We start from the raw sequence: 22522 nt of genomic DNA, 5'->3' as shown, positions 1-22522 counted from the left end.
ATGACCACGCACTCCGAGCAGCACTTCGATCCCGACACGATGCCCCCCGATGTGAGGCCCGTGATCGTCATCTCCGGCAGCATGCGCGAGATGGGCGTGCAGTACGGCCGGCAGGCCCGCGAGATCATCGCTCGCAACGCGACGGTCGTGCGGGCCACGATCCTCCCGATGTGGAACGACGACTGGGCGGCCATGGTCGATGAGATGCGCCGCTACGAGCGCATGGTCGGCGAGCAGAATCCCGGCATGCTGGAGCTGTGGCAGGGCATGGCAGAGGGATCCGGGCTCGACTACCTCGACGTGCTGATCGTGAACCTCTCCCTGCCGCTGCTCATCATGGCGCCGCCGGAAAGGCTGGAGACGGGGCGCCACTCCATGTGCTCCACGTTCTCGGCCTGGGGGTCGGCGACCGTCGACGGCAAGCTCTACGCCTCCGCTAACCTCGACCAGGGGTGGAACGCGGGCACGTACACCGTGGTCGTCGTCGCGTTTCCCGACGACGGGGAGCCCTTCATCTCCACGCCCCCGTGGGGCGGGGAGATCGTCGGCAGCCTCAACATGAACGCCGCGGGGCTCGTGGTGATGGGCAGCGGCGGCCAGAGCGCGAGACCCGAGGACTACGCGGTCGCCGTGCCGAACATGACCTCGAAGCTGACGGCGCTCATGCACGCCCGGACCGCCGACGAGGCCGTGGCCTCCTACCTGAGCGTGCAGTCCTCGAACGCCGAGAACGCCCACTTCGCCGACCCGAGCACCGCGAAGCTCGTCGAGTACACCCCCGCCCACCACGCCGTCCGAGGCGCCGGCGACCACGGCGAGCGCGACTACCTCGTGGCCACCAACCACTTCCTCGACGAGGAGATGCAGTCCTCCCTGGAGCCGGAGGACGGCGACGGCTACCGCGACGGCTGGTACGACGCCTGGCCGCGCTACTCGAGCTACGACCGGCTGCTCTCCGAGCAGCACGGCGAGCTGACGCTGGACCGGATCGCGGCCGTGCTGGGCTCGCACGACTACTGGGACGGCGAGGCCTGGCAGCGCGACGTCTACTCGCTCGAGCCGGAGGCCGACCCGCGCTCCTGCTGGAGCCCCGAGATGCGCGGACCCCAGTGGAAGACGCTGATGAAGACCATCGCGATCCCGGAGGACCGGACGGTGTACCTCATGAACGGGGAGAGCGACCGCCGGATGAGCACGCTCCCCGACGCGCCGGGCGAGTACTGCCGGCTGGTGCTGGGATCCAGCCTCGAAGCGATCGCGGCGTCGGCCGTCGAGGACGCGAAGACCGACATCTGGGAGACGGGCCGCGACCTGAACCGCGCGGACAGCGTCTCGCCGGAGCAGGACGAGCTGCTGAACCGGGCCAAGCGCGAGCTCTGGCGCGGTTTCAACCTGCAGGCCGTCGGCAAGGTCTCCGAGGATCGCGACGAGGCGCTCCGGCTGATGGGCGAGGCGCTCACCGGCTATCTCCGGGCCCAGACCTACGCCAGACGTGCGCGCGCCTAGCCTCGTACGCGAGGGGGAGGGGACATGGACGGAGCACGGCCGGTGGTGAGGCCCCCGACTCGGGCCGAGGGATCCGGAGCGCCCAGGGAGCCGCTCTGGTCCGGGCTCTTCGTCCTGCTCACCTTCGCCTCCTTCCTCACCTCGACCTCCAACCAGGCGGCCACCAACCTCATCCCGCTCTCCGTCGACCGCCTCGGCGGGCCGCCGGCGTTCAGCGGGATACTGGTGCTCGTCTTCTCGCTCGCGGCGATCCTCGGCCGCATCGTCGCCGGCCAGCTCGTCGATCGCCGGGGGCGCCGGTGGACGCTCATCGCCGGCAGCCTCGCGTTCTTCGCAGGCGTGGCGGGGCCGGTGCTCCTCCCGTCGGTCGAACTGCTGCTGCTCTGGCGCGTCTGGCAGGGGCTCGGCTTCGCGGCCGTCACGACCGCGGCCGCCACGATGGTGGCGGACACCCTGCCGCGCTCGCGGATGTCCGAGGGGATCAGCTACTTCGGGCTCGGGCAGTCGCTGTCCTCCGCCGTCGGGCCGAGCATCGGGATCCTGCTGCTCGGGCTCGGCAGCATCAGCCAGGCCTTCGCGGTCGTCGCCGTCGCGGTCGTCGTCGTGGTGCTCATCGCGCTGAGCGCGAAGAGCCCGTGGGACGAGCGGCGTCGCGGGGAGCGGGCAGAGGGGGGCGCCGCCCCCACCGGCGACCGGCCGGCGCGGGCGTTCTGGCGGGTCTTCGAGCGGACCGCGCTCCCGGTCTTCCTCGTCCAGTTCGTCGCATCGCTCGGCTTCTCGCAGTACCTCAACTTCCTCACCCTGTACGGCCTGCGGTCGGGGTTCGAACGTCCGGGCCTGTTCTTCACGGTCGCGGCGATCGCGATGATCGTCAGCAGGCTCGGAGCGGCCCGTCACCTGCGGCGCTTCTCGACCGCGGTCCTGTTCCCCGTGATCTTCGGCCTGGGAGCGGCATCGTTCGCGGTGGTCGCGACGGCCTCCGACGAGGTCGTCTTCATCTCGGCCGGCCTCCTGTTCGGTTTCGCCTTCGGCACGTTCATGCCGGTGATGAGCGTGATCACGGTCTCCCTCGCACCGCAGTCGCGGTGGGGCGCGGCGAACGCGATGAACTACCTCGGCGGAGACATCGGCATCGGCCTCGGCGGAGTGCTCGCCGGAGCCCTCATCATGGCGATCCCGTTCTCCTCGCTCTTCTGGATCGGCGCCGCGCTGATGGTGTGCGCGTGCGCGCTCGCGCTCGCGCTGATCCCCCGGCATGCGCTTCGGGGGGATCAGCCCTCCGCGGGTTGAGAGCGGATGGGAGCCGCGCACCGGTCATGCCGAGAGCCGGCCGCGCTCACCACTCGGCCGGCACCCGCTCGCCCAGGTACGTGATGAGCAGGTGCGAGAACTGCAGGCTGAAGCGCAGCTTCGGGTCCTCGAGGTCCTCGTCCAGGATCTGCCGGATCCGGCGCAGCTTGTTGTAGACGGTGTTGCGGTGCGAGAACATGCGCTCCGCCGTCATCTTGAGGTTGCGGTCGTAGGCCAGGTACATGAACAGCGTCTCGCGCAGATCGGTTCGGTGCTCCCGGTCGTACCGGATCAGCGCGACCATGCCCGGGTGGATGAGCGAGAGCGGGTCGTCGCGGCCGAAGCGCTGCCGGAACTGCTCCTGGATGAGGCCGAGGACGTAGTAGATGCCGTACTCGTCCTGCGTGTAGACCCGGCGGGGCCGGAGCCGCGGGATCCGTGCCGAGACGTAGAGGATGTGCGAGGCGATGGCGAACGGGATGTCGAGGACCTCCCGTTCTCGCGCGTTTCCGCCGACGGCGGCCCGGCCGTCGATCTCGTCGAGCAGCCTCGTGAGCCCCTCCTTCTGCGTTCGCTCCAGCCGCGCGTAGCGGGTGCGCTCGGGCTGCAGCACCACGAGCCGGTCGCCGATGCGCAGGATCGCGGCCTCCGGGAACACCGCGCGCAGCCCGGGCTCGGCCGTCGAGCGCGCGCCTCGGGATCCCGCCTCGATGACGACGACGTTGGTGTATGCGGCCTCGGGATCGGACGGCGCGGGCAGCTGGGACAGGGCGCGCCGCCGCGCCTCGGGCCCGCCGGTGAGCAGCGCGACGAGCAGCCGCTGCGTGTCCTGCGCGGCTCGGAGCTCATCGCGTTCGGCGCGGAGCACCTCGGCGACGCGGTTGCAGAGGGTGACGGGAGCGAGGTCCGTCGCGATGACGGCGGCGCCGGCCGGAGCGTCATCCGGGCTGCTCCGCGCGGCATCCGCCACGAAGACGAGTCGGACGCGGGCGGACGGCGGGACGAGGCCGGCGGCGAGCTGATCGGCGGTGACGATCTGCGCGCTCAGCGGATCGATCGGGACGTCGGGCTCCACGAACATCGTCGTTCGCGGCAGCGGAGGCCCCGGCCTCGGCGGGGCGTACCAGAGCGCGTGCGCCCCGAGTGCGCGCAGGAGGGCGTCGAAGAGCTCGTCCACCATCGTTCCCGCCTCCCTCGCGTTCCTGAATTCTAATTGGACTGCGGGGCGCGCGCGATGCCGGCGAGCGTGCGACGGCTGCCGCGCCGGCGGGGTGGGGCCGGGAGGGAGGCGTTTTCTGCGGGGCTCTCGCTCGTGATCCGAGCGCGAGGAGCACGCCTCGGGCCCGTGCGAGAGCCGCTTCGGGGCTCACTCGGGGTCGCCAGAGGATTCTGTGCCGCGGAGGGGCGCCCGTACACTGAACGGATGACTGCGAAGAACGAGGCGGGATTCAGGCGCGAGCACATCGGCAAGCGCATCGGCAGGGCGGCCGGGACCTGGTTCCCGCTCATCGTGCTCGCGGCGGGCGCGGTCGCCGTGCTCTTCCCCGCCCCGTTCCTGGCGATCGGCCCGTGGGTGAACCCGCTGCTCATGATCATCATGCTCGGCATGGGGATGACGCTGCGCGGCTCCGATTTCGCGCTCGTCGCACGCCGTCCCTTCCCGCTGGTCATCGGGATCCTGGCGCAGTTCATCATCATGCCCCTCACGGCATGGGCGCTCGTCTCGGTGCTGCGGCTCGAGCCGGCGATAGCGGTCGGGGTGATCCTCGTCGCCGCGGCGCCGGGGGGCACCGCCTCGAACGTGATGGTGTACCTCGCGAAGGGTGATGTCGCACTCTCCGTCGCGATGACCTCGGTGTCGACGCTCGTCGCCCCGCTGGTCACCCCGCTGCTCGTGCTGTGGCTCGCGGGCTCCTATCTGCCGGTCGACGCCGTCGGCATGTTCGTCTCCATCGTGCAGATCGTGCTCGTGCCGATCGCCGTTGGCCTCCTGCTGCGCCGCTTCCTGCCGCGCCTCGTCGAGCGTCTCGTGGAATGGATGCCGCTCGTCTCGGTCGTCGGCATCACGCTCGTGCTCCTCGCGGTCGTCGCGGGCAGCGCGGCGACGATCATCGCCTCGGGGCTCATGGTGGCCGCCATCGTGGTGGTCCTCAACGGGGTCGGCCTGCTGCTCGGCTACTTCGCGGCCCGGGCGGTCGGCCTGGACGAGGCCGCGCGCCGCTCGGTGAGCATCGAGGTCGGGATGCAGAACTCCGGACTCGCCGCCGGACTCGCCCGCACGCACTTCACCCCCGAGGCGGCGCTGCCCGCCGCGATCTTCTCCGTGTGGCACAACGTCTCGGGTGCGATCCTCGCGAGCTTCTGGTCGCGCAGGCCGGTGGAGCGATCCTCGTGAACCGGGATCCGGCCGCGGAGCCCGGGCACTGACCCGAACGACCATCGCCGCCCGGGTCACCCGTCGTGCTCGAGCACCCGGATCGCGAGCTGCACCCGGTTCGTGACGTGGAGCTTCGCGAACAGGCTCGCGAGGTGGGTCTTCACGGTGGCCTGCCCGAGGTGGAGCGCATCTGCGACCTCGGCGTTCGTGAGCCCGCGCGCCACGAGGCGGCCGATCTCCCACTCGCGAGGGGTGATCGTCTCCGGCGGCGCGGCGGCCCGCTCGGCGGGGGAGCGGGCGCTGCTCTCGGCGGGGCGAGCGGCGAGGGCGATCAGTCGCGAGAGCGCCGCGGGCGAGACCCGCGCGCGCCCCGCGGCGGCGTCGCGGATCGAACCGAGCACGACCTCCGGGTCCGCGTCCTTGAGCAGGAACGACAGGGCTCCGCCGCGCAGGGCGCCGAGGAGGAAATCGTCGGTGTCGAACGCGGTGAGCGCCACGATCCGGGCGCGGGCGCCGGCCGCGTTGAGCGCCAGAGTGGCCTCGATCCCGTTCATGCGCGGCATGCGGATGTCCATGAGGATGACGTCGGGATCGAGCTCGCGCGCGGCCTCGATCGCCTCGACGCCGTCCGCGGCCTCGCCCACCACCGCGATGCCGTCGACCCCGTCGACCATGAGACGGAGCCCGGCGCGCATGAGCGCCTCGTCGTCGACGAGGAGCACCCGGATCGGCGCGCCCGGATCCGCTCGGCCCCGCCGCCCGGTCACGTCCACGGGAGCCTCACCTCCACCTCGAAGCCGCCGTCGCCGGTGGGGCCGTGGGCGGCGTGCCCGCCCAGGAGGCTCGCGCGCTCGGAGACGCCGATGAGCCCGTGACCCGTGCCGAGCGGAGATCCGGAGCGGCGCTCCGCGAGCCGGTTCCGGGCCCGCAGGGCGACCGCGCCCGCCTGTCGGGCGATCTCGATCTCGAGCGGCTCGCCCGGCGCGTGCTTGGCGGCGTTCATGAGCACCTCCTCGGTCACGCGAGCGAGCGTCACCGCCTGCGCGGCGGCGCCCGCGAGCTCCTCCGGCGTGAGGTCTTGCCAGTGCAGCGAGACCCGTGCCCCGCGCGCCCTCGCCTCCGCCACGAGCGTCTCGATCGAAGCCGCCGTCGGCAGTGGCGCCCCCGACGGCCTCTCGGCGGGGTCGCGAAGCGCCGTGAGCGCCTCGCGGAGCAACTCGCCCGCCTCAGCGGCGGCGTCCCGGATCGTGCGCGTCGCCCCCTGGATCTGCTCGGGGCTGAGATCCTCCCGGGAGGCGAGCGCCCCGGCGTGCATCGCGACGACGGAGAGCCGGTGCGAGATGCCGTCGTGCAGATCCCGGGCGAGCGCCCCGCGCTCCTCGGCCCGCGCCCTGGCGAGCTCGGCCCCGCGGCTCCGCTCGACGGCCGCGCGGGCCAGCTCGGCCGACACCGCCCGCTCGCGCGACGCCTCGAGCAGTGCGTCTCGCGTGCCCCGCACCCGCCCCCAGAGCAGCGCCGCGGCTGTCGGCCCCGCGGCGACCCCGGCGGCGAGCAGCGGGTTCCCGGCCTCCGCGCCGAGCGCGGCGTCCTGCCACATCGCCACCCCGGTCGCCCCGATCACCATGACCGCGACGATCGCGGCGTCGAGCGGGAGAGACCGGCGCTCTCCGAAGCGGATCACGGCGACGATCCAGGCGGGCAGGGCGAACGCGCTGAAGATCCCGGTCACGATGAGGATCGCGTTCCCCGCGGTCGACCTGCGCACCGGCCCGACCGCGATGCACGCGGCGACGCCGACGAGAAGATCGAGCAGCAGGAATCCGCTGAGCGCGTCGATCCCCGCCTGGCCGTAGAGGCCGAAGGTCACGCCGAACGACACCAGGAAGGCGACGCATCCGGCCACGAAGCACAGCAGCGAGACGAGGAGCGCGCGAAGCGCCGGACGGCCGCCCAGCACTCGGTTCGCGCGCTTCGCAGGCTCAGTCATGCCCTCATCCTACGAGGGGCGGCGAGGGCAGCGGATCCCCCGAAAGTACGAGGTCGGGAGCGGCCGACTCCGGCCGAACGGGCGATCCGCGCGGGACGGATCGCGGGGATCCTGGAGCCATGAGCAACCGCACCGACCCCCAGGCCTTCTCCGTCCACCCGAGTGCCGAAGCGCCGCCGATCCCCGCGGCACGAGCCGTCTCGGCCGCCGAGCCGGCTCCCCGCCCGCTCCCGTACCATCGGCTGCTGCGGCGATCGCCGCGGAGCGCCAGGTGGTGGCGGCCCCTCTGCGCGCTGCTCGTCGCGGTCGGCATGTGGGTCGCGGGGTTCATCCCGCTGCTGATCCTCGGGATCGTCGCGGCGACCGGCATCTTCGGAACCGCGTGGATCCCCACCGAGGAGCTCACCGACCCGTCGAACCCCATGGATCTCCTCTTGCTCCTCGGATCCATCGCGGTCATGCTGCCCGCCGCGCTGCTCGGCATGCGCTGGGGCGGCGGGGCGGGTGGCGCGCTCCACTCGGTGCAGTCGCGCGTGCGCTGGGGGCTCATGCTCCGGGCCGCGGCGATCGCGCTGCCCGTCTTCGCGGTGGTCAACGCGGGGTCGTTCGTGCTCGACCCGCCCGCCGACTTCGCCTGGCCGGCGGCGAGCCCGATCACGCTCGCCCTGTACGCGATCATCATCCTGCTCGTTCCGCTGCAGTGCGCCGCCGAGGAGTACGCCTTCAGGGGGCTGCCGATGCAGATGTTCGGCGTCTGGCTGCGCTCGCCGCTGTGGGGGATCCTGATCCCGGTCCCGTTCTTCATGCTCGGGCACGGCTACGACTGGGCGGGGCAGATCGACATCGCGGTCTTCGCGATCTGCATGGGGCTGCTGACGTGGAAGAGCGGCGGCCTCGAGCTCGCGGTCGTCGTGCACACCGCGAACAACCTCGTCCTGTTCCTGCTCGCGCCGCTCAGCCGGACGTCGCTCGAGCAGGGAGCCGTAGACCCCCGGGTGCTGCTCGTCACGCTTCCCACGACGATCGGCATCACGGCGGTGCTCTGGGTGTGGGTGTCGCGCAGGTACGGACTCCGGCTGCTCGAGCCGGTGCGGGGCGCGGCCGCGCTGCGCGGATCGTAGGGCTCGCGCCGCCCGCGCGGGGCCGGCGGCGCGCCGTCACCCGAGTTCCGCGGTGAGCAGCGGGCAGAGGGACAGCAGGAGCAGCGCGGCCATCGCGAGGTTGAAGGCGCGGAGGCGCCTCGCGTCCGCGAGCCAGGTGCGCAGCGTCGAGCCGAATGCCGCCCACACGGCCACGCTCGGGCCGCCCACGAGCACGTAGACGCCGGCGACGATCACGACCGCTCCGACCGTGGCCTCGACGGGCGCGTAGTTGGCGATCGCCCCGACCGCCATCACCCAGGCCTTCGGGTTCACCCACTGGAACGCCGCCGCGGCGAGAAACGTCATCGGGCGGCGCGAGGGGGCGCCCGACCCCGGAGCGCCGGAGGTGGCGATCCTCCAGGCCAGCCAGGCCAGGTACCCCGCTCCCACGATCCGCAGCGCGGCGTACGTCGCGGGATACGCGAGGAAGAGCCGCGTCAGCCCCAGGCCGACGGCGAGCACCATCACGCCGAACCCGATGCTGATGCCCAGCATGTGCGGGATCGAACGCCGGAACCCGTAGTTGATGCCGGAGGAGAGCAGCATCAGGTTGTTGGGTCCCGGGGTGATCGAGGTGACCAGCGCGTACAGCGCCAGCGCGAGGAGCGTCTCGGCGCTGTACGCAGGGATCTCTGCAACCCGGGCAATCATGAGGCATAGTGTGACACTATGGAGGAATCGACACAGAGTGTCGTGTGACACTTCGGAGGTGCGCGTGCGGGATCCGTCGCCGTGGAGCCCACGACTGTCCGATCTGCCCGGGCCGCTGCACGAGCGGCTCGCACGTGGGCTGAGCGAGGACATCGACGCGGGCGTCGTCGACGCCGGCGCACGGCTCCCCGCTCACCGCGACCTCGCGGCACGGCTGGGCCTCGCGACGGGCACGGTGACGAAGGCGTACGCGCGCCTCGAGCATCGCGGACTCGTGCACGCGGTGCGCGGCCGCGGCACGTTCGTCTCGGGCGCCGAACGGCGGGCGCCGATCCCGGAGATCATCGACCTCTCCGTCAACGCGCCGCCTCCGCAGGTCGGCGCGAGGCTCCTCGCCGACACGCTCGCGGACCTGTCGCGAACGCTCGATCCGGTCGCGTTCGCGAGCTACCCCGATCCGGCGGGGGTCCCGCATCACCGGTCCGCGATCTCGTCGTGGCTGCGCGAGCAGGGGCTCGACGCGCCGGCCGAGCGGGTGCTGCTCACCCACGGCGCCCAGCACGCCCTCGCGGTCGCGTTCGCCGCCGTCGCCGGGCCGGGCGGCGCGGTGTTCACCGAGAGCTGCACCTACCCGGGCGCGCTGACCGCCGCCCGGCAGGCCGGCCACGCGCTGGTCCCTGTGGCTACGGACTCGCGCGGGATGATCCCGGCGGCGCTCGAAGTCTCCCTGCGGCGGCGGGGCGGCGGGCCGCGGATCGTGTACGTCACGCCGACGCTCCACAACCCGACGGGCGCCACCATGGATGCCCGCCGCCGACGGGAGATCGTGGGCGTGTGCCGCAAGCACGACGCGGCGATCGTCGAGGACGACGTCTACTCGCTGTTCCGCCAGCCGAGCACGGCCCCGCTGGCGCAACTCGCGCCCGAGCGCACCTTCTACGTCAACGGGTTCTCCAAGAGTCTGACCCCCGCCCTCCGCGTCGGCCTTCTCGTCGCTCCGGAGCGGGAGGACGCGGGCGCCCGCAGCGTGCTGCAGGTCACGTCGCTCGCCGTGAGCCCGCTGATGACCGAGATCGCGGCCCGCTGGATCCGGGACGGCACGGCGCGGAGCATCGGCGTCGCGCTGCGAGCCGAGGCGGAGGAGCGCCGTGCGCTCTTCGCCGCCGTCCTCGGCGGCCCTCCCGCCCACCGCCGGGCCGCGGGGTTTCACACCTGGCTGCCGCTGCCGCGCGCCGACGCCGACCGCGTCGTGCTCCGCTGCGCCCGCGAGGGGGTCCTCGTCACCCCTCCGGCGGTGCTCATGGCCGACCCCGACGCCCCGGAGTCGGGGATCCGGGTGTGCCTCGGCGCCCCCTCGCCGGCGCAGCTCGACAGGGGGCTCCGGCTGCTGAAGCGCGCCCTCGAGCATCGGGATCCGGCGGCGCCCGTCGTATAGGGCTCGCCCTCCGTCCGCGTCAAGGGCTTCCGGCTCTGGAAGAACCTCCGTACCGTGAACGTCATGAGGTTCGGCGGCGCGAGTGGCTGAGGCGGTGACGGGGCGACGGGTCGGCTTCGCGCGCTGGCGCAGCGAGGTCGCGAGCGGCGGCAACCGCTACGACGACGAGCTCTCCGCGGCGTTCGAGGCGCTGGGGGCGGGTCTTCGCGAGCGCTTCGTCACCGGACCCTGGCCGGTTCCGGAAGAGGGGGATCGCCGGAGGTTCGCGGAGCTGCTCCGCTCCGAGCGGCACTGGCTGGTCGACAACATCCTGGCCTCGGCGGCCCCCGATGCGGTGAGCGCCGCGGTGGCGGAGGGGCGCCGGGTCACGATCCTCGTCCACTACTTCCCCTCCGACGACCCGGCGCTCCCGGCCGCCGACCGCGAGCGCCTCGCGGCGAGCGAGGCGGAGGCCGTCGAGGCCGCGAGCGGCGTCGTGACCACGAGCGCCTGGACCGCGGGTGAGGTGGCGGAGCGGTACGGGCGCGCCGACGCGGTGGTCGCGGTGCCCGGCATCGCGCGGGCGGATCCGGCCCCCGGTTCCGCGCGGAGCGGGCGCGCGCCGATGCTGCTGTGGCTGGCCAGGCTCACGGAGACCAAGGATCCGCTCACGCTCGTCGCGGCCCTGGCCCGCGTGCGCGATCTCGACTGGGTCGCTCGGGTGGTGGGGCCGGACACGCCGGATCCGGATCTCACCGCCGCAGTGCGGCAGCGCATCGCCGAGGCCGCTCTCGCCGAGCGCGTCGAGGTGCTCGGCCCGCGGGAGGACGAGGCGCTGGAGCCGGTCTGGGCGGGCGCCGATCTGCTCGTGCACACGGCGAGGAGCGAGCCCTACGGCATGGTGGTCGGCGAGGCGCTGGCGCACGGCGTCCCGTCGATCGTGCCGCGCGGCACGGGCGCCGTCGAGGCGCAGCGCGGAGCGGGCGCCTCGTTCCCGCCGGGGAACGCAGCCGCGCTCGCGCGCGAGCTGCGGGCCTGGCTGTCGGACGCCGGGCTGCGGGAGCGCTGGCGGGCCGAGGCGGCCGAGCAGCGGACGCTCCTGCCGAGCTGGCTCGACACCGCCCGCGTCGTCGCGTCGGCGCTGCACGCCCCGGCGCTCGCCGCCGACGTCACCAGCGGGCCTGCTCCGGAGCCAGCCGCCGCAGCGCCCGCGCCTCCGCGAACTCGACGAGCGCGTACGCGGCCAGGGAGACGAGGGTGACCGCGACCACGGTGGACCAGAGCGACGCGTACCGGCTCGTCGCGGCGTCGACCGCCATCATGTTGCCGAGGCCGGTGCCCGTCGCGAGCCACTCGGCGACGGTCGCGGCGAGCACCGCGGTCGGCGCTGCGATACGGGCCGAGGCGAAGAAGGCGGGCGCCATCGCGGGCACCCGGCCGAGCAGCAGCACTCGCGCCGGCGGGGTCGCGTAGCTCGCGAAGACGTCGGCCACCTGCCCGGGCAGCTGCCGCAGCCCGGTGAGGCACGACACCAGCGTCGGGAAGAACGTCATGATCGCCACGACCGTCGCGGTGCCGAACGGCCCGCGACCGAGCGCCGCCACCAGCAGCGGAGCGATGGCGATGATCGGCACGCACCGCAGGGTGACCGCGACCGGCGTGAGCGCCCTGCGCACCCGCGGCGACAGCGAGAACGCCGTCGCGAGGAGCGCGCCCGCGAGCAGTCCCGCGAAGTAGCCCGGGATCGCGACCGCGACCGTCTGGCCCGTGGCCGCGAGCAGCTCGCCGCGGTTCTCCGCGGCCTGCGGCGAGGCGACCAGCCACTCCCACACGTCCCACGGGCGCTTCGCGAAGTACGGATTGAGTCCGAGCGCTTCGAACAGCGCGATCCAGGCCGCCACCGCGACCGCGGCGGCCCCGACCGCGCCGCCGATGGCGCGCATCCCGCGCTGCAGCGCGGACCGCCGCGCGTCAGCCGGCGGCGGCGCGAGCAGCACCGTCGGCTGCTCGGGCGTGAGGCGCCGGGCCAGCCGGGAGACGGCGTCGTATCCGATCAGCGACACGACGGCGCTGAGCAGCATGAGCGCCCACAGGCCATCGGTGTCGAGGCTGCGCAGGGCGAGGATCGACAGCACCCCGACGCCGCGCTCGGCGCCGGTGAACTCACCCACCAGCGCGCCGAGGAAGGCCGCGGGCACCGAGGCCTGCAGCCCGGCCACCAGGTAGGGCAGGGCGGCGCGCGCCCGCACGACGACCAGCGTCGTCCAGCGGCCGCGACCGTACGAGGCGGTCAGATCGAGCCACGACCGCGGCACGGCGCGCATGCCCACGAGCAGCGGTACGAGCGTCAGGTAGTAGGTCGCGAGCGCGGCCAGCGTGACCTGCGGACCGTCGCCGGAGCCGTAGACCAGCCGCAGCAGCGGCCCGAGCGCCACGAGGGGCAGGCAGTAGACCACCAGCGCGAGGCGCAGCACGAGCCGCTCCAACCACGGCAGCAGCACGACCAGCAGCGTCAGCGCCGCCGCCAGGTTGCCGAGCAGGTAGCCGGCGAGGGCCTCGCCGGTGGTGTACATGAGACCCCGCGCGTAGACCTCGGCGTTCTCCACGAGCTTGACCGCGATGCCCGAGGGCGTGCCGACCAGGTGCCGACCGGAGAGGAGGGTGCGCCCGAGCAGCTCCCACAGCGCGACCGCGCCGAGCCAGCCGAGCGCGACGCGCGTCGCGGCGGCGGAGGCGCCCCTCCGGGCGGGCGGATCCGCCGGCCTCCCCGTGGCCGGTCGCTCCGCCGTCTCGCTCCGCAGCGCCATCGCTCAGCCCCGGTCGCCGGCGACCCGATCGACGCCGAGCAGCGCGCCGATCCGCTCGACGAGCTCGCCGAAGCGCGCGTTGCGGAGCTGGTCCATGCGTCGCGGCCGGTCGAGATCGACGGCCAGATCGGCGACGATGCGGCCCGGACGGGGCGACATGACGAGCACTCGATCGGCCAGCAGCACCGCCTCGGAGATCGAGTGGGTCACCAGCAGGGTGGTCGTCTGGGCGCCCGACCACAGCGGAGGCAGTTCGATGTTGAGCCGCCTGCGCGTGAGCTCGTCGACCGCGCCGAACGGCTCGTCCAGCAGCAGGAGCCGGGGCGCCGTGATGAGGCACCTGGCGATGGCCGCCCGCTGCCGCATCCCTCCGGAGAGCTGGGCCGGGCGCGCCCGCTCGAAGCCCGCCAGCCCGACCGTGCGCAGCAGCTCCCCGACGCGCTCGCGATCGACCGGCTGCCCGGCCAGGCGCTGCGCGAGGGCGACGTTGCCCTCGGTCGTGCGCCAGGGCAGCAGGGAGGCGTCCTGGAACGCGATGGCCAGCTCGCCCCTCCGCCGCACGGAGAGCGGCTCGTCGCCGCCGATGCTCACGGCGCCGCCCGCATCCGGCTGCTCCAGCCCCGCGACGATGCGCAGCAGCGTGGACTTGCCGCAGCCCGAGGGGCCGACGAGCGCTGTTACCGACCCCGCCTCGAGCGTCAGATCGAGCGGTTCGAGCACCGCGAGCGGTTCCCCCGGAGCGGGGAACGTCTTGGAGACCGCGGTGCAGACGACCCGCGGCGCACCCCCGGTCGGGTGGGGACTCACGCGGTGGGGCCGTTCCCGTAGACCTCTTCGAGGATCGAGCGATCCCACATCTGCTCCGTGGCGCCCTCGATGCCGAGCAGCTCGAACAGCCGCAGATTCTCGGCGACCTGATCGTCGCCGAACCACGCGAAACCGAACTCGTCGGTGGCGTCGGAGTACATGATGTCGAGCTGCACCTCGGCCTGCTTCTGCTGGGTCGCCAGATCGAGTCCGGCATCCGGGTACATCTCGACGGCGAGCTTCGCGGCGGCCCCCGGATCGGCCTGGTACAGCTGCCAGCCCTGCGCATCGCCGCGGACCAGCCGCACGACCCGGTCGCGCTTGCGCTCGTCCTCCAGACTGGAGCGCAGCACGGTGTACGTCTGGCTCATCGGGTTGTACCCGAAGTCGGCCAGCAGCATCGAGTAGCCGGCGACGCCCTGCACGGCCAGCGCCACGGGCAGGTCGTTGTAGAAGCAGAAGATGCCGTCGACCTGCCCGGCGGTGAGCACCGCCGGATCGTACTGGCTGGGCACGAACTCCACCTGCTCGCGCCTCAGCTCGTTGATGGTGAGGAAGGCGTCGAGCGCCGGGGTGTCGGCGCCCGCGACGCCGATCTTCTTGCCGACGAGGTCCTCGGGGCGCTCGAGCGGCGCATCGGCCAGTGACAGGATCGTGCCCGGGCTCTTCTGGTACTGCGCGCCGATGACCACCAGTTCGGCGCCCTCGGCGTTGGACCGCGCGACGCCGTCGGCCGACGAGATGTTCATCAGCGCCGCGCCGCTCACCGTGCTGGTGTCGCCGGCCACGTTCGGTCCGCCGGCGGCGAGCTCGACCTGCAGGCCCAGCTCGTCGAACAGTCCCCGATCCCGGGCCAGATAGGTGCCGCCGAACTGCACCGAGTGCGTCCACGACAGCTGGTAGGTCACCGCCGACGAGCCTCCGGGCGAACCGGGGGACGCGGATCCGCTCGCGCAGCCCGCCAGGCCGCCGAGGGCGACCGCGCCGAATCCGCCGAGCAGGGCGCGGCGCGTCAGGGCGGGCCCGGCCGCGCGGCCTCTGAAACCGTTCGAGTCTCGCATGCGAACCGAGCCCCCTCTTCGCGCCTCGAGTGTGCCCACAGTCTAGTGTCGCCGCGAACGGGGGAGCGGGCGGCCCGTCGCCCCTTGCTTCGGCGCTCGCGTTTTGCTATGAGCGGCGCGATTCGGGGCGTTCGGCGCCGCACCCGACGGCGGTGCGCGCCCCGGGCTCGGGCGCGCACCTGAGAATCCGCGGCCGGAGCTTTCGGCGCGGCGCGGCGCCGGGCAGGATGGAGGTATGAGCAAGCTCGTCCGTCGGCGTGAGGGCCGTGTCATCGCCGGGGTGTGCAGGGCCGTCGCGAATCGCTTCGGGTGGAGCACCGGTCTCGTCCGCGTGCTCACGGTGCTCGCCGTGCTCTTCCTGGGGCTGTCCCTCTGGGCCTACATCCTGCTGTGGGTCGTCATCCCCGGCGAGGACTGATCCGGTGCCGTCCGCCGCCTCGGATCCGTGTGCGCCTTCCGGGCGCTCGACCGGTCCAGAAGCGCCCGGAAGGCGCACACGGATCCGAGGCATAGCGGGGTGAGCGTGCCTGCGAATCCCGTCGAGGTGCCCGCGCGCGTGCGCCTGCTCGCCTGCGGCGCCGAGCTGACGTGCGTCTGGAGCAACGACTACGGCGGGCTCACGTTCCGGGCGAGCGGTGTCGGTGAGGGGACTCAATCGCCGTCGAGCGCGATGTGCACGCGGGCGTCCCTGCGGTCGTCCAGCACCACGTCGACCTCCCAGCCGTCGCTCAACCCTCGCCGGGCAGCGCGGGCAGCGTGAGCCCGATTCGATGGGCTGAGCGAAACCGTGGATGCGTGGACTCGGCACCGGATCGCGACACTACTCTTCGAGCGAGGCTGCAGGCAGTTCGAACCAGCGCAGGCGCTCGAACTCCGCTCCGAGACCCGCGGCGTTGCCGGAGGCCGCGGCCTCTTCTTCGGAGCGAGGCTCGGGCAGCGAGGTGAACAGCTCGCGGGCGGCGGCGAGGTGTGCGGCGAGCGCCGACTCCGGCAGGCGGGCCGCTCGGCCCGTCCCCTTGCTGCTCGGTGCTCCGACACCCAGATCGTGGAGTCGCAGGGGGGCCTCGTCGGCGCTCTCGCGGTGCCGCCATAGACCGGTACGCGGCGAGAACCGGTAGTGCGGCAGCAGCTTGTAGCCGTGGGACGCGATCAGGGACACGGCGTCGACGATGTACTGGGCTACTTCGTCGCTGACGAAGTAGTTGAAGCTCACCCGCACCCATCCGGGCTTGATGCCCTCGTTCCCGCGGGCGATCTCCTGCTCGAACTCGTGAGACCGATCCGGCCCGATGCCGAGCAACCGGTGTCCGTAGGGCCCCGCGCAGGAGCAGCCGCCGCGGGCCTGGATGCCGAAGAGATCGCTGAGCATGGCTACTACAGCGTTGTGGTGCAGGTACCTGCCGTCCGGGCGGGTGATGACGAACGAGACGATGGAGAGGCGCTCGGCTGCGGTGCTGCCGAGCATCCGGATCTCGGGTCGCTCGCCCCACGCTCGCAAGGCTCGCTCCAGATGGGCTCGCTCGCGAGCGTGGATCGTCGGCGCGCCCACTTCGTTCTTGAGCGCGAAGACCAGGCCGGCCCGGATCGACTCGACGATCGCAGGTGTGCCCGCTTCCTCGCGATGGTCGGGATCGGTGATGTAACGGTGCGCCACGGGGCTGACGTACGCGACGGTTCCACCGCCAACGGTGTCGGGAACGGAGTTCGAGAGGAGCGACCGGTTGACGATGAGCAGGCCCGGTGTGCCGGGGCCTCCGATGAACTTGTGAGGTGACAGGAACACCGCGTCCACTTTCGAGGCGTCGATGTCGACGTAGGGACCCGCGGCTGCGTAGTCCCAGAACGCGAGTGCGCCGTGCCCGTGCAGCAGCCGCGTGACCTCGTCGATGTCGGTGAGGATGCCGGTGACGTTGCTCGCCGCGCTGAAGGAGCCGATTCTCAGCGGGCGCTCCGCGTAGCGCTCCAGTTCTGACGCGAGATGCTCGAGGTCGACCCGGCCTTCGTCGTCTTCGCGGATCGTGATCACGTCAGCTATGGACTCCCGCCAGGGGAGCTCGTTGCTGTGATGCTCGTAGGGGCCAATGAAGACCACCGGCCGTTGCGCCTCGGGGATGCGGGACGAGATCCCGAACCGCTCGTCGAGGTCAGCAGACAGGCGGAGGCCGAGGATCCCGACCATCTTGTTGATGGCTGCGGTGGAACCGCTGCCCGTGAAGATCACCACCGTATCCTCGGTGCCGTGGACGGAGCGCCGGATGAGTTCGCGCGCATCCTCGCGAAGACTGGTGGTCTGCAGCGCGGTCTTGTTCGACTCGGAGTGGGTGTTCGCGTACAGGGGGAGCACCTGGTCGCGGATGACATCTTCGATGAATGCGAGCGCACGCCCGCTCGCGGTGTAGTCCACGTAGGTGATCCGCCGTGGCCCGAAGGGTCCGTTCAGTACGTAGTCGTCGCCGATCACGCCCTCCCGAATCCGGGCGAGGAGCGGTGCGCTCGTCGTGACGTTTTCGGTCTCGGGCTGTTCGACCTGCATCGGGCTCCTTCGGTTCTTTGGACGGTGCCGGGTGCCGCAGCGGGGGAGCGCGTGCGGATAATCGACTCCATTCTGGGCGACCGGTCATCCAAGGTCGAGCGCTAATCCACCGCAGTAAGACAAAGCGCTGCTTATACATTTCGAAAACTAAGCCTGTGTCGAGAGCTGCTCTGCTGCTCGCGTGAGCGAGGCGATCGTATGCTCGACGGCTGGTGCGCGGCGGTTGGAGCGCAGCACGGTGGCCATGACCGACCGCTCCCGCTCGGGCAGTACCGGGCGTGCACGGATCCCGGGGTGCCGCAAGAAGGCCTGCACCATGCGCGGCATCATCGCGAGGCCGAGGCCTGAGACGACGTAGCTCTGGACCGCGAGATTGTCGTCTGTCGTGATGTCGATGCGCGGAGTAAAACCGGCCTCACGGCAGGCGTCGACGAATTCGCCTCGACAGCGGACGCAACCCGCAACCCAGCGCTCCTCGCTCAGCTCGTCGAGCTTGACGGTGTGACGACGGGCGAGGGGATGGCTGTTCGGCATGAGCAGCAGGAGCGGCTCGCGCAGCAGCAGGATCGACATGAACTCATCGCTCTCGGTCTGCGTCTCCTGCTCGTAGCGGAATGTCACGGCGACGTCGCAGTCCCCCCGCCGCAGGATCTCCAGCGACTCTGGTGGTTCGGCCTCGGAGAGCTCGATCTCGATGCCGAGGTGCTCATCGCGCATGCGTGAGATCGCCGTCGGCACGAGCGTCGCGTTCGCGCTCGGAAAGGCGCACACCTTCACGAGGCCGCGCCTGAGTCTGCTCACCGCGGCGATCCGTTCTTCGGTCGCGTGTAGCCCCGCGAGCAGCGCATCGACCTGCGCTGCGAGTGCCTCGCCCTCGTCGGTGAGGCGGAGCAGGCGTCCGGAACGGGTGAAGAGCGCCGCGTTCAGGTTCCGTTCGAGCGCCCGGATCTGCTGGCTCACGCCGGGCTGAGTGTAGCCGAGCTCGCGTGCCGCTCCCGCGAATGTTCCTGTGCGAACAGCGGCCTCGAAGGTCACGAGATGGCGGGTGTCGATCATGGATAAAGTATAAGAATAATCTTGTCTTGAGCAAGAGATATGCGGTTGTGGTGAGGGAATGAGGTCGCAAGAATGGCGGAAGTCGTTTGATAGAAGCGGACGATGTCTAACCGGAGGTCGCACGGGTGCGACTGGTACTCGAAGGAGAGAACACGATGAGACTGGAAGACCTCTGCGGGACGCGCGACGAGCACTGCTCGCGCCTCGGAACGGACAGCGATGTCTGAAGGCCTAGCGCACACCCGTGCACTCCGTCAGCGCGCTGTCATCGGCAGCGTCGTCGGAACGGCGCTCGAATGGTACGACTTCTTCCTCTACGGCACGGCAGCCGCGCTGGTGTTCAACCAGCTCTTCTTCCCGTCCGTGGACCCCCTGACCGGCACTCTGCTCGCATTCGGCAGCTTCGCAGTGGGTTTCATCGCCCGGCCCATCGGAGCGATCGTCTTCGGAAACTACGGAGACCGGATCGGGCGCAAAAAGGTGCTCGTGATCACCCTCCTCATCATGGGCGTCGCCACGACGCTCATCGGGCTCCTCCCCACCTACGACGGGATCGGCGCTCTGGCCCCGATCCTGCTCACGATCCTCCGTTTCGCGCAGGGCTTCGGACTGGGTGGGGAGTGGGGAGGTGCCGTGCTCATGTCTCTTGAGCACGGCGACCCCAAGCGAAGAGGCTTCGCGGCCAGCTGGCCTCAGATCGGCGTGCCGCTGGGCCTCCTCATGGCCAACGGCGTGCTCGCGCTGATGCTTGCCGTCACATCCGATGAAGCGTTTATCGCTTGGGGCTGGCGAGTGCCGTTCCTGCTCAGCGTACTCCTCGTCGGGGTCGGCCTCTGGATCAGGTTGCACGTCAGCGAGAGCCCAGAGTTCGAGAAGATTGCAGCCTCGGGCGAGCGCGTGAAACTGCCGGTCGTCGAGGTGCTCCGGACGCAGTGGCGCGAGCTGCTGATCGCCACCGGCTCTCGGATCGGAACCGATGTCGCCTTCTATACCTATGTGCTCTTCGTGGTGACCTATCTGACGCAGATGGTGGGCGTTCCCGAGTCGACCGCCCTGCTTTCCGTGCTCGTCAGCGCGGCGGCCATGCTGCTGCTCATCCCCGTGTTCGGTGCGCTCTCCGATCGTGTAGGGCGCCGTCCGGTCTACCTGAGCGGCGCGTTGGGGGCACTGCTGTGGGTGTTCGCATTCTTCCCCCTGCTCGAGACAGGCGACACCTTCCTGATCCTCGTTGCTGATTTCGTCGGGATGCTGTTCTGGGCCGCGATGTATGGCCCGCTCGCCGCCTTCACCACCGAACTGTTTCCCACGAGGGTCCGATACTCCGGAGCCTCACTCGGCTATCAGCTCTCCGGGGTGCTGGGCGGTGCCTTCGCCCCGATCATCGCGGTGGCCCTCTACGGCCGGTTCGAGACTTGGATCGCGGTGGCGGTGTACGTGGCTGCGATGCTGATCATCACGGTCGTCGCCGTCGCGGTGGCCCGGGAGTCGGCGAGAGACGTCGCGGAGGAAGCGATACCGGAACCGCTTCGACAGCGGTGACGCGATGATCGCGATACGGGAATTGCGACAAGAGAACCTGCCGATGTCCGTCCGGATATCGGCCAGACAGGAAAGGTGAAGACCTCACATGTGGGATGAAAGCTATCAGGCTGGACGCTTCGGTCCGCGGGAGGGCAGCCTCCTGATCCACAACCTGAGAGGGTTCGTCAGCGGCCGCCTGGGGGATCCGGTCCGCGAGGCGGAGTCTATCCGGATCGAGGACGGTCGTATCGTGGCGTTCGACGGGGCGGAAAACGATGCGGACGTGACGATCGATGCGCAGGGATCGGTCGCGATCCCGGGCCTCTTCGACACTCACACCCACTTCGCGATCGGCGACTTCAATCCGAAGCAGAACGCGATCGGCTTCATCGAGAGCTACATGCACGGTGGAGTGACCTCGATGATGTCCGCCGGAGAGGTGCACTTCCCAGGTCGCCCGATGGACCGCGACGGCGTGAAAGCGGTCGCGGTGGCGGCGGCGCGCTCCTTTTCACTGAACCGTCCGGGCGGCGTGCGGATCCACGGCGGTTCCCTGATGACGGGGCCGTACATGGAGGAGAGCGACTACGCGGAGCTTGCCGCGATGGGGATCTGGCTCATGAAGGTCGGCTTCGGGGGCTTCAGCGTGCCGAAGGACGCCGTGCCGCACGTGCGCTGGGCGCAGGAAGCCGGGTTCCTCGTCATGTCGCACTCGGGCGGCGCATCGTCGGTTCCCGGTATCGCGCCGATCACGGTCGACGATCTCCTCGCGATGGCCCCCGACATCGCCGGGCATATCAATGGCGGGACGACGAGTCTCCCGGACGCCGATGTCGAGCAGCTCGTTCGGGAATCGTCGGCGGCGCTGCAACTGGTGCAGGCGGGCAACCTCTCGGCGAGCCTCAAGATCCAGCGGCTCGCCGCCGAGCACGACTGCCTCGAGCGCATCATCCTCGGTTCGGACACGCCGTCGGGCACGGGCGTGATGCCCATGGCGATCATCAAGACGATCGCCGAACTCTCCTCGATCGGCGGCGTGGCCCCCACCGACGTGATCGCGTACGCCACCGGGAACGCTGGGCGCGTGCTGCGCCGCGACGAGGGCGTGCTCGAGGAGCAGAGGCCCGCGGATCTGGTGCTCATCCAGGAACCCACTGGCGGATCTCAGGACCACCCCCTCAAATCCATCGCCCGAGGTGACATCCCCGGCATCTCCGGAGTGGTCATCGACGGCCAGATCCGGGCTCAGCGCAGCCGCAACTCGCCGGCCCCAGCCCGCGAGATCATCGTTTCGACGCGGTGAGCAACCCCTGATGGGCGAGCCCGGCTGAGCCCGAGCCCGGCTCGTCCATCAGGTACTCCGAACCGTTGGCGGCCCGGGGAGTGCGGCGGGGCAGAGAGGAGGGCTGCTGACACGGGTCTGCTGCGGCAGTGAAGCTCATGGGCACGGCCGAGGGGTACGAGCGCACAACCGCGATGGGAGGGGGTGGAGCACTCAATCGTCGCCGTCGACCGACACGACCTCGAGGTTCTCGCCGAGCTCGATGTCGGTGGATCGGCCGTCGCCCAGAGCGACCGTGACGTCGTAGCGATCGCGACCGTTGTCGGTCGAGATCGACTCGATAGTACCGCCGCCCGCAGCCGCGATCGCCGCGTCGACGATGCCGGAGATGCGCGCGGTGTCGAGGGCCGGATCCGAGTTGCGGCCGTGATCGGAGTCCGTCCCGCGCACGGTCGCGGTGCCGTCGAGCGCGACGTGCACGCGGGCGTCATTGCGGTCGTCCAGCACCACGTCGACCTCCCAGCCGTCGCGCTCCACGTCGACGGAGGCGGCGCCCTTCCCGGAGGCCTTGGCGACGGCCGCGTCGATCGCGCCGACGAGGGCTGCGGCGTCGGCGGGTACGCTCGCGCTCGAGGGGAGGGGGCTCGGGGCGCTGGGAGCGGATCCGTTCCCGCTCGATCGACCGCCGTCGTTGGTCGAGGCGCGCGCGCCGCTGTCCGAGCCGGGCGAGACGGTGTTCGTCACGGAGTTCCGGGAGTGGTCGGCGCGGTCGTCGTTCTTGTCGGCGATCGAGAACGCGATGCCGGCGCCGGCGCCGCCGATCAGCAGCACCGCGGCCGCCGCGCCCGCGCCGATCAGCACGGCTCGCGAGTTGCGGCGGGGCTTGGGCGCGGCCGGGGGCTGAGCGGCGGGAGGGGCGGGATTCGCGTTCGGAGGGCTCGCCGCCTCCGGCAGCGGTGTGGTCTCGGAGTTGTCCGGATTCTGAGGAGTCTTGTCGTTCATGCACCCAGGATCACCCGAGGGCACTGAACCTGGTCTGAATGATCCTGAACGCCCCGTCAGGATCGGCCCGCCCGCGCATCCGTTCG

Annotated in this window: 20 protein-coding genes; 10 read left to right on the top strand and 10 right to left on the bottom strand. The window is 71.3% G+C overall.

What is annotated here, in order from left to right; all coding sequences use genetic code 11:
* The gene (locus D1J51_RS09410; protein ID WP_119074930.1) at positions 1-1506 is read left to right on the top strand and encodes a C45 family autoproteolytic acyltransferase/hydolase; all 1506 of its coding nucleotides are present in this window, start codon (positions 1-3) and stop codon (positions 1504-1506) included.
* Positions 1507-1530: 24 nt separating this feature from the next.
* Positions 1531-2796 carry an MFS transporter gene (locus D1J51_RS09405; RefSeq protein ID WP_119074929.1) on the top strand — a complete coding sequence of 422 codons (1266 nt, stop codon included), beginning with the start codon at positions 1531-1533 and terminating at the stop codon, positions 2794-2796.
* A gap of 46 nt (positions 2797-2842) precedes the next feature.
* On the opposite strand, the gene D1J51_RS09400 is transcribed toward D1J51_RS09405, so the two are convergent.
* On the bottom strand, positions 2843-3976 hold the full coding sequence (locus D1J51_RS09400) for a PucR family transcriptional regulator (protein ID WP_119074928.1): 1134 nt from the start codon (positions 3974-3976) through the stop codon (positions 2843-2845).
* Between the two features lie 243 nt (positions 3977-4219).
* Between D1J51_RS09400 and D1J51_RS09395 the strand changes: the two genes are divergently transcribed.
* A complete protein-coding gene (locus D1J51_RS09395) occupies positions 4220-5191 on the top strand; it encodes a bile acid:sodium symporter family protein (protein ID WP_119074927.1) in 972 nt (323 codons plus the stop codon).
* Between the two features lie 56 nt (positions 5192-5247).
* On the opposite strand, the gene D1J51_RS09390 is transcribed toward D1J51_RS09395, so the two are convergent.
* Positions 5248-5946 (bottom strand): response regulator, encoded by a 699-nt coding sequence (locus D1J51_RS09390; protein ID WP_240423110.1) that lies wholly within the window; start codon positions 5944-5946, stop codon positions 5248-5250.
* Positions 5937-7160 (bottom strand): sensor histidine kinase, encoded by a 1224-nt coding sequence (locus tag D1J51_RS09385; protein WP_119074926.1) that lies wholly within the window; start codon positions 7158-7160, stop codon positions 5937-5939. Before D1J51_RS09385 ends, D1J51_RS09390 begins: the two co-directional genes overlap by 10 nt.
* A 119-nt stretch (positions 7161-7279) precedes the next feature.
* On the opposite strand from D1J51_RS09385, the gene D1J51_RS09380 reads away from it, so the two are divergent.
* Positions 7280-8281 carry a CPBP family intramembrane glutamic endopeptidase gene (locus D1J51_RS09380; protein ID WP_119074925.1) on the top strand — a complete coding sequence of 334 codons (1002 nt, stop codon included), beginning with the start codon at positions 7280-7282 and terminating at the stop codon, positions 8279-8281.
* Between the two features lie 36 nt (positions 8282-8317).
* Here D1J51_RS09380 and D1J51_RS09375 read toward each other — a convergent pair whose 3' ends face one another.
* Positions 8318-8953, bottom strand: a complete 636-nt coding sequence (locus D1J51_RS09375) for a LysE family translocator (protein ID WP_119074924.1) — start codon at positions 8951-8953, stop codon at positions 8318-8320.
* A gap of 37 nt (positions 8954-8990) precedes the next feature.
* Here D1J51_RS09375 and D1J51_RS09370 point away from each other — a divergent pair, with 37 nt between their 5' ends.
* The gene (locus D1J51_RS09370; RefSeq protein WP_162903744.1) at positions 8991-10388 is read left to right on the top strand and encodes an aminotransferase-like domain-containing protein; all 1398 of its coding nucleotides are present in this window, start codon (positions 8991-8993) and stop codon (positions 10386-10388) included.
* Between the two features lie 82 nt (positions 10389-10470).
* Complete coding sequence (locus D1J51_RS09365; RefSeq protein ID WP_240423108.1) at positions 10471-11628, top strand: glycosyltransferase family 4 protein; 1158 nt, start codon at positions 10471-10473, stop codon at positions 11626-11628.
* On the opposite strand, the gene D1J51_RS09360 is transcribed toward D1J51_RS09365, so the two are convergent.
* The 3 genes from D1J51_RS09360 to D1J51_RS09350 are packed head-to-tail and all read right to left on the bottom strand — an operon-like array spanning position 11537 to position 15042.
* Positions 11537-13174, bottom strand: a complete 1638-nt coding sequence (locus D1J51_RS09360) for an ABC transporter permease (protein WP_119074922.1) — start codon at positions 13172-13174, stop codon at positions 11537-11539. The two genes, D1J51_RS09365 and D1J51_RS09360, sit on opposite strands and share 92 nt — an antisense overlap.
* Positions 13175-13177: 3 nt before the next feature.
* Positions 13178-13981: an ABC transporter ATP-binding protein gene (locus tag D1J51_RS09355; RefSeq protein ID WP_119074921.1), complete on the bottom strand. Its 804-nt coding sequence runs from the start codon at positions 13979-13981 to the stop codon at positions 13178-13180.
* A complete protein-coding gene (locus tag D1J51_RS09350) occupies positions 13978-15042 on the bottom strand; it encodes an ABC transporter substrate-binding protein (protein ID WP_119074920.1) in 1065 nt (354 codons plus the stop codon). The genes D1J51_RS09355 and D1J51_RS09350 overlap by 4 nt, the downstream gene beginning before the upstream one ends.
* A gap of 235 nt (positions 15043-15277) precedes the next feature.
* Here D1J51_RS09350 and D1J51_RS09345 point away from each other — a divergent pair, with 235 nt between their 5' ends.
* Both D1J51_RS09345 and D1J51_RS17910 read left to right on the top strand, forming a co-directional pair.
* Positions 15278-15460, top strand: coding sequence for a PspC domain-containing protein (locus D1J51_RS09345; protein WP_119074919.1), 183 nt, complete (start codon positions 15278-15280; stop codon positions 15458-15460).
* A gap of 99 nt (positions 15461-15559) precedes the next feature.
* Complete coding sequence (locus D1J51_RS17910) at positions 15560-15802, top strand: hypothetical protein (protein ID WP_162903743.1); 243 nt, start codon at positions 15560-15562, stop codon at positions 15800-15802.
* A gap of 60 nt (positions 15803-15862) precedes the next feature.
* Here D1J51_RS17910 and D1J51_RS09340 read toward each other — a convergent pair whose 3' ends face one another.
* Positions 15863-17575: an aminotransferase class V-fold PLP-dependent enzyme gene (locus D1J51_RS09340; RefSeq protein ID WP_119074918.1), complete on the bottom strand. Its 1713-nt coding sequence runs from the start codon at positions 17573-17575 to the stop codon at positions 15863-15865.
* A gap of 147 nt (positions 17576-17722) precedes the next feature.
* Entirely contained in the window at positions 17723-18631 is a 909-nt protein-coding gene (locus tag D1J51_RS09335; RefSeq protein WP_119074917.1) for a LysR family transcriptional regulator, read from the bottom strand.
* A gap of 219 nt (positions 18632-18850) precedes the next feature.
* On the opposite strand from D1J51_RS09335, the gene D1J51_RS09330 reads away from it, so the two are divergent.
* On the top strand, positions 18851-20170 hold the full coding sequence (locus D1J51_RS09330; protein ID WP_119074916.1) for an MFS transporter: 1320 nt from the start codon (positions 18851-18853) through the stop codon (positions 20168-20170).
* A 265-nt stretch (positions 20171-20435) separates the two neighbouring features.
* Positions 20436-21455, top strand: a complete 1020-nt coding sequence (locus D1J51_RS09325; protein WP_162903742.1) for an amidohydrolase family protein — start codon at positions 20436-20438, stop codon at positions 21453-21455.
* Between the two features lie 192 nt (positions 21456-21647).
* Here D1J51_RS09325 and D1J51_RS09320 read toward each other — a convergent pair whose 3' ends face one another.
* Positions 21648-22436, bottom strand: a complete 789-nt coding sequence (locus D1J51_RS09320) for a hypothetical protein (protein ID WP_119074914.1) — start codon at positions 22434-22436, stop codon at positions 21648-21650.
* Positions 22437-22522 lie beyond the last annotated feature (86 nt).

Source organism: Leucobacter sp. wl10, assembly GCF_003569785.1.
Lineage (GTDB): Bacteria > Actinomycetota > Actinomycetes > Actinomycetales > Microbacteriaceae > Leucobacter.
The sequence above is the reverse complement of the archived record's forward strand: the minus strand, read 5'-3'. Positions and strand labels throughout refer to the sequence as shown.